Origin of the sequence: Streptomyces sp. NPDC058157 (genome assembly GCF_042884105.1) — a bacterium.
In the GTDB taxonomy this organism is placed as follows: Bacteria; Actinomycetota; Actinomycetes; order Streptomycetales; family Streptomycetaceae; genus Streptomyces.
Window position 1 is genome coordinate 1 of record NZ_JBHVUQ010000261.1, and the last position, 5,689, is coordinate 5,689.

Annotated in this window: 5 protein-coding genes; all 5 read left to right on the top strand. The window is 74.9% G+C overall.

All coding sequences use genetic code 11. The features are described 5' to 3' along the window. Nucleotides 1-112 precede the first annotated feature (112 nt). Complete coding sequence (locus ACFVXK_RS34785; RefSeq protein WP_389620095.1) at nt 113-304, top strand: ferredoxin; 192 nt, start codon at nt 113-115, stop codon at nt 302-304. 1 nt (nt 305) lies between these two features. Next, entirely contained in the window at nt 306-2,396 is a 2,091-nt protein-coding gene (locus tag ACFVXK_RS34790) for an acetate--CoA ligase family protein (RefSeq protein ID WP_389620098.1), read from the top strand. Nucleotides 2,397-2,431: 35 nt separating this feature from the next. Beyond that, nucleotides 2,432-3,640 (top strand): acyl-CoA dehydrogenase family protein, encoded by a 1,209-nt coding sequence (locus tag ACFVXK_RS34795; RefSeq protein WP_389620101.1) that lies wholly within the window; start codon nt 2,432-2,434, stop codon nt 3,638-3,640. Between the two features lie 38 nt (nt 3,641-3,678). Then, complete coding sequence (locus ACFVXK_RS34800; protein ID WP_389620104.1) at nt 3,679-4,851, top strand: acyl-CoA dehydrogenase family protein; 1,173 nt, start codon at nt 3,679-3,681, stop codon at nt 4,849-4,851. A 98-nt stretch (nt 4,852-4,949) separates the two neighbouring features. Continuing rightward, nucleotides 4,950-5,555, top strand: a complete 606-nt coding sequence (locus ACFVXK_RS34805) for a TetR/AcrR family transcriptional regulator (protein ID WP_389620107.1) — start codon at nt 4,950-4,952, stop codon at nt 5,553-5,555. Nucleotides 5,556-5,689 lie beyond the last annotated feature (134 nt).

A 5,689-nucleotide genomic window follows, 5' to 3' on the forward strand; every position in this document is an offset into this window, starting at 1 on the left:
CCGTGCCCGAGGTGGCCGTGCCCGAAGTGGCCGGACCCGCCGGCCCCGGCCCCTCCGCTCCCCCTTCCCCCGCCCCGATCCGCCTCACGCGGCCCGCACTGAAAGGAACGCCGTGAAACTCCTGCTGGACGCCACCCGCTGCCAGGGGTACGGGCTGTGCCAGGAACCCGCCCCCGAACTGATCGAACTCGACGAATGGGGCTACGCCCGGGTCATCGGGGTCTCCGTGCCCGCCGGGGCCGAGGAGGCCGCCCGCGCCTGCGCCGACAGCTGCCCCAACTCCGCGCTGCGCGTGGAGGTATGACGTGGCCCGTGACCTGACCGCCCTGTTCGACCCCCGTTCCGTCGCCGTCGTCGGCGCCAGCGACGACCCGGCCAAGTACGGGCACGCGGTGGCCTCCCAGGCCCTGCGCGCCCCCGCCCGCCGGCCCGTGCACCTGGTGAACCGGCGCGGCGGCACCGTCCTCGGCCGCGCCGCCGCCCCCTCCCTGACCGCCGTCGGCGAACCCGTCGACCTGGTGGTGCTCGCCGTGCCCGCCGACGGCTTCGAGGACTCCGTCGACGAGGCCCTGGCCTGCGGGGCGCGGGCGATCGTCGCCATCACCGCCGGTTTCGCGGAGGCCGGACCCGCCGGCCTCGCCCGGCAGCGGGCCGTCGCCGCCCGGGTCCGCGCCGCCGGGGCCGTCCTGGTCGGCCCCAACTGCCTGGGCGTCGCCGACAACACCACCGAGCTGTACCTCGCCTCGGACCGCTTCGCCCCGGGAGGCGTCGCCCTGCTCAGCCAGAGCGGCAACCTCGCCCTCGAACTCCAGCTCCGCGGCGCCCCGCTCGGCCTGGGCTTCTCCCGGTTCGTCTCCCTCGGCAACCAGGCCGACGTCACCCTCGTCGACCTGGTCGCGGACTGCGCCCGCCACGAGGCCACCACCGCCATCGCCGTGTACGCCGAGGACTTCGGCGACGGGCGGGCCTTCGCGGCGGCGGCCGCCGCCGCGGGCAAGCCCGTGGTGCTGCTCACCGCCGGCCGGGGCGCGGCCTCCGCGCGCAGCGCCCGGTCCCACACCGGGGCGCTCACCAGCCCCGCCGACGTGGTCGCCGCCGCCTGCCGCGACGCGGGCGTCGAACGCGTGGGCACCCCGCGGGAGATGACCGTCGCCCTGGCGGCCCTCGCTTCGGGGGCCCGTGCGCGGGGCCGCCGCACCGCGGTGTTCACCGACGGCGGCGGCCACGGGGCGGTCGCCGCGGACGCCGCCGAGGACGCCGGGCTGGAGGTTCCGGAACTCGGCGGGCCGGCCCAGGACCGACTGCGGACCGTGCTGTGGGAGCAGTCCTCCGTGGGCAACCCGGTCGACCTGGCGGGGATGGGCGAGCGGCGGCCGATGTCGTACGCCGACACGGTCGGGGAGCTCCTCGCCTCGCAGGAGGTCGACGCCGTGCTGATGACCGGCTACTTCGGCGGCTACGCCGTCGCCGAAGGCGGCCTGGGCGGCGGTCCGGCGGGCGGCTGCGTGCTGGCCGAGGGCGAGAGCGCGGCCGCCAAGGAGATCGTGGCGCACCTCGCGGCCACGGCGAAACCCCTCGTCGTGCAGTCCATGTACCCGCACTCCCCGAGCTGCCGGGTCCTCGCGGAGGCGGGCGTCCCGGTGTTCTCCGCGACCGAGGACGCCGCCCGGGCCCTGGCCGTCGTCACCGGCCGCCGGGACCGGGGCGGCGGCGTCCCCGCGCTGCCGGAGCCCGCCGCGCCGCTGCGGGATCCCGGCTACCACGGGGTGCGGGCGCTGCTCGCCGCCGCGGGGGTGCCGTTCCCGCCCGCGTACGAGGTCACCGACGAGGAGGAACTCCTCGCGGCGGCCGCGGAGTTCGACGGCCCGTACGTGCTCAAGGCGCTGCACCTGCTGCACAAGTCCGACGCGGGCGGGGTGGCCCTGCGGCTGGCGGACCGGGCCGCGCTGCTCGGCGCGTACCGGGAGATGCGCACCCGGCTCGGCGCGCCCGCCCATTCCGTGGAGGCGATGGCCGACCTCACGGACGGGGTGGAGCTGATCGTGGGCGTCCAGCGGGACCCGAGGTTCGGGCCGGTCGCCCTGGTCGGCTTCGGCGGGGTCCTCACCGAGGCCCTGGACGACGTCGCGTTCGCCCTGGCCCCCGTCCCGGCCGCGCGGGCCGAGGCCCTGCTGCGCGGGCTGCGCGGCGCCGCCCTGCTGGACGGCGTGCGCGGCCGGCCGGCGCTGGACGTGGCCGCGGCGGCCGCCGTCGTCGAACGCGTCACCACCGTGGCGGCGGCGCACCCCGAGATCGCGGAGCTGGAGGTGAACCCCCTCCTCGTCCGGCCCGACGGCGCCCTCGCCCTGGACGCGCGGGCCGTCCTGGCCGCCCCCGACGACGCACCGACGGCCTGAGCCGCCCACCACCCGACCCCGCCCCGGAGGACACCTTGGACTTCCGCTACACCCCCGAACAGGCCGCCCTGAAGGCCCGGGCCGCCGCCTACGCACGGCTCCTCATGAGGTACGAGGACCAGTCGGAGGAGGCCGGCGGCCCCCTGCCCGCCGCCACGGTCCGCGAGCTCACCGCCGCCGCCGTCGAGGCCGGGGTCTACGCGATCAACATGCCCGCCGAATGGGGCGGCGCCGGACTGTCCCTGCTGGACCAGGTCGTCGTCGAGGAGGAGTTCGGCAAGGTCACCAACTGCCTCTGGGACATCCCCTGGCGGCCCGCGAACGTCCTGGCCCACGGCACGCGGGCCCAGCGGGAGAAGTACCTGCTGCCGGTGATCCGGGGCGAGCGCTTCGACGCGTTCGCGGTGACCGAACCGAACGCGGGCTCCGACCCCGGCTCGGGCACGAGCACCGCGGTACGGACCGCCGGCGGCTGGCTGCTGAACGGCGAGAAGTGGTTCGTGACCTGCGGCGACATCGCCGACTTCCTGCTGGTGCAGGCGGACGCCGGGCCCGAGCGGGCGCCGACCCTGTTCTTCGTCGGCAAGGAGGCGCCCGGAGTGGAGATGACCCGGGTCCCGCGGTTCATGCACTCCGCGGTGAACGGGCACCCCGAGTTCACCTTCACCGACGTGTTCGTCCCCGACGAGGACGTGCTGGGCGGGGTCGGCAACGGCTACGAGCTGACCAAGGAGTGGTTCACCGACGAACGGCTGATGATCGCCGCCCGCACCGTCGGCGCCGCCGAGCGGGCCCTGGAGCTGGCCCGTGACTGGGCCGTCGGGCGCCGCCAGTTCGGCCGTCCGATCGCCGAGTTCCAGCTCGTCCAGGGCATGCTCGCGGACTGCGCCGTCGACATCGCCGTCAACCGGGCCTACACCCACCAGGTCGCCTGGGAGGCGGGCCTGCCCGGCGCCGACCCCAAGACCCTCCACGCGAAGGCCTCGACCGCCAAGCTCGCGGCGAGCGAGGCCGCGGGCCGGGTGATCGACCGGTGCGTGCAGGTCTTCGGCGGCCGCGGCTACGACCGCTCGTACCCCGTCGAGCGGATGTACCGGGAGCTGCGCGTCGACCGGATCTGGGAGGGCACCTCCGAGATCCAGCGGCTGATCGTCGCCAACGAGCTGATCAAGCGCGGCACCCGGGTCCTCGCCCTGCCCTCCGCCTCCGCCTCCAGCTCCTCCGCCTCCGCCTCCGCTTTCTGACGACCACCACGCCACCGGACCGACAGCAAGGGACAGCCATGGACTTCCGTCTGACCGCCCGCCAGGAAGAACTGCGGGACGCGGCGCGCTCGCTCACCGGGTTCATCATGAAGTACGAGACCGACTGCGAGGAGAACAACGGCCTGCCGCCGCACGCCCACGCCGAGATCCGCGACGCGGTCCTCGACAGCGGGCTCCAGGCCGTCAACATGCCGGCCGAGTGGGGCGGCGCCGGCCTGACCGTCCTGGAGCAGGTCACCGTCCAGGCGGAACTCGGCCGGCTCACCGGGGCGCTGTGGGACATGGTGTGGCGCCCGGCCAACGCCCTGTCGCACTGCACGCCCGAGCAGCGCGCGCGCTACCTCGTCCCCGTGATCCGCGGGCAGCGCCGGGACTGCTACGCGGTGTCGGAGCCCGAGGCCGGCTCGGACCCGCAGGGCCTGCGGACGACGGCCACGCGGACCGGCGGGGGCTGGGTGCTGAACGGCGAGAAGTGGTTCGTCACGGTCGGCGACCACGCCGACTTCCTGATCGTGCTGGCGGCCGCCGGGGAGGAGCGCGCGCCGACGCTGTTCCTGGTCGACAAGGACACGGCGGGCGTGGAGATGACCCGGGTACCGCGCTGGATGCACACGTTCGTCTACGAGCACCCCGAGTTCACCTTCACCGAGGTGTCCGTCCCCGACACGGCGGTGCTCGGCGCGGTGGGCGAGGGCTACGACATCACCCGTTCCTGGTTCACGGAGGAACGCCTGATGATCGCGGCGCGGACCATCGGAGCGGCGGAGCGGGCCCTGGAGCTGGCCCGCGACTGGGCGGTCGAGCGCCGCCAGTTCGGCTCGCCCATCGCCGACTTCCAGCTCGTGCAGGGCATGCTCGCGGACTGCGCCGTCGACATCGCCGTCAACCGGGCCTACACCCATCAGGTGGCCTGGGAGGTGGACGAGGGCACGGCGGACCGCAAGACGCTCCACGCGAAGGCCGCCATCGCCAAGCTGGCGGCGAGCGAGGCCTCCGGCCGGGTCGTCGACCGCTGCCTGCAGGTCTTCGGCGGCCGCGGCTACGACCGCTCGTACCCGGTGGAACGCCTCTACCGCGAGCTGCGCGTCGACCGGATCTGGGAGGGCACCTCCGAGATCCAGCGGCTGATCGTCGCCGGCGAACTCGTCAAGCGCGGCACGGGCGTCCTGCGCATGCCCTCGACGGGCTGACGGCGGCGCGGCGTGATGCGCGAGGATGGTGGGGTGCCCGCCACGGCAGCCGGGCCAGCCGGCCCGGACCACGGGCGCCGACACGGGGAGCAGCCGACGTGACCAAGGCCGAGCGCGCACTCGAGACACGTGAGCGGATCCTCACGGCCGCGTGCGAAGTGATCGCGGACATCGGGTTCGAAAGCATCAGCATGCGCAAGGTCGCCGAGCACGCCGGTGTCTCGAAGGCCCTGCTCCACTACCACTTCGACACCCGGGAGAAGCTTTTCGCCGAGGCGATGACGCACTCCTTCGCCCAGACGGGGAAGGACCCCGAGGGCGAGGTGGAACCGGCGCCGGTCGCCCTGGCCCGGATCCTGCGGAGCATGCTGCCTACGGACGCGGAGCTGAGGCAGGACTGGAAGCTCTGGCAGGAGCTGTGGGTACGGGCCCAGCGCGACGCGGCGGCCCGGCACCTGGCGGTCGACCTGTACGACCAGTTGCACGCGTGGGTCGGCGGGGTGGTGGAACGGGGCATCGCCTCCGGGGAGTTCCGCGACTGCGACGTGGCCGGGGTCGGCACGCTGGTGCTGGCCCTGTGCGACGGGCTGGGCATCCGGCTGATGCTCGGTGACCCCCGGGTGGACCTCGACACGGCCCGGAGGGTGATCTGGCGGACGATCGCCCCCGTGCTCGGGGTGCCGGAGGTGCTCCCGGAGGTCTGACGTGGCGGCGGGCCGGCGGCACCTGTCAGGCGCAGGTGACCGCCACCTGGCCGGTGCCGCCGTTGCCGGTGAATGCGATGGTGAACCGGCCGTTCGGGGGCTGCTGTTCGGTCCGGCCGCCGAGGGTGACGACC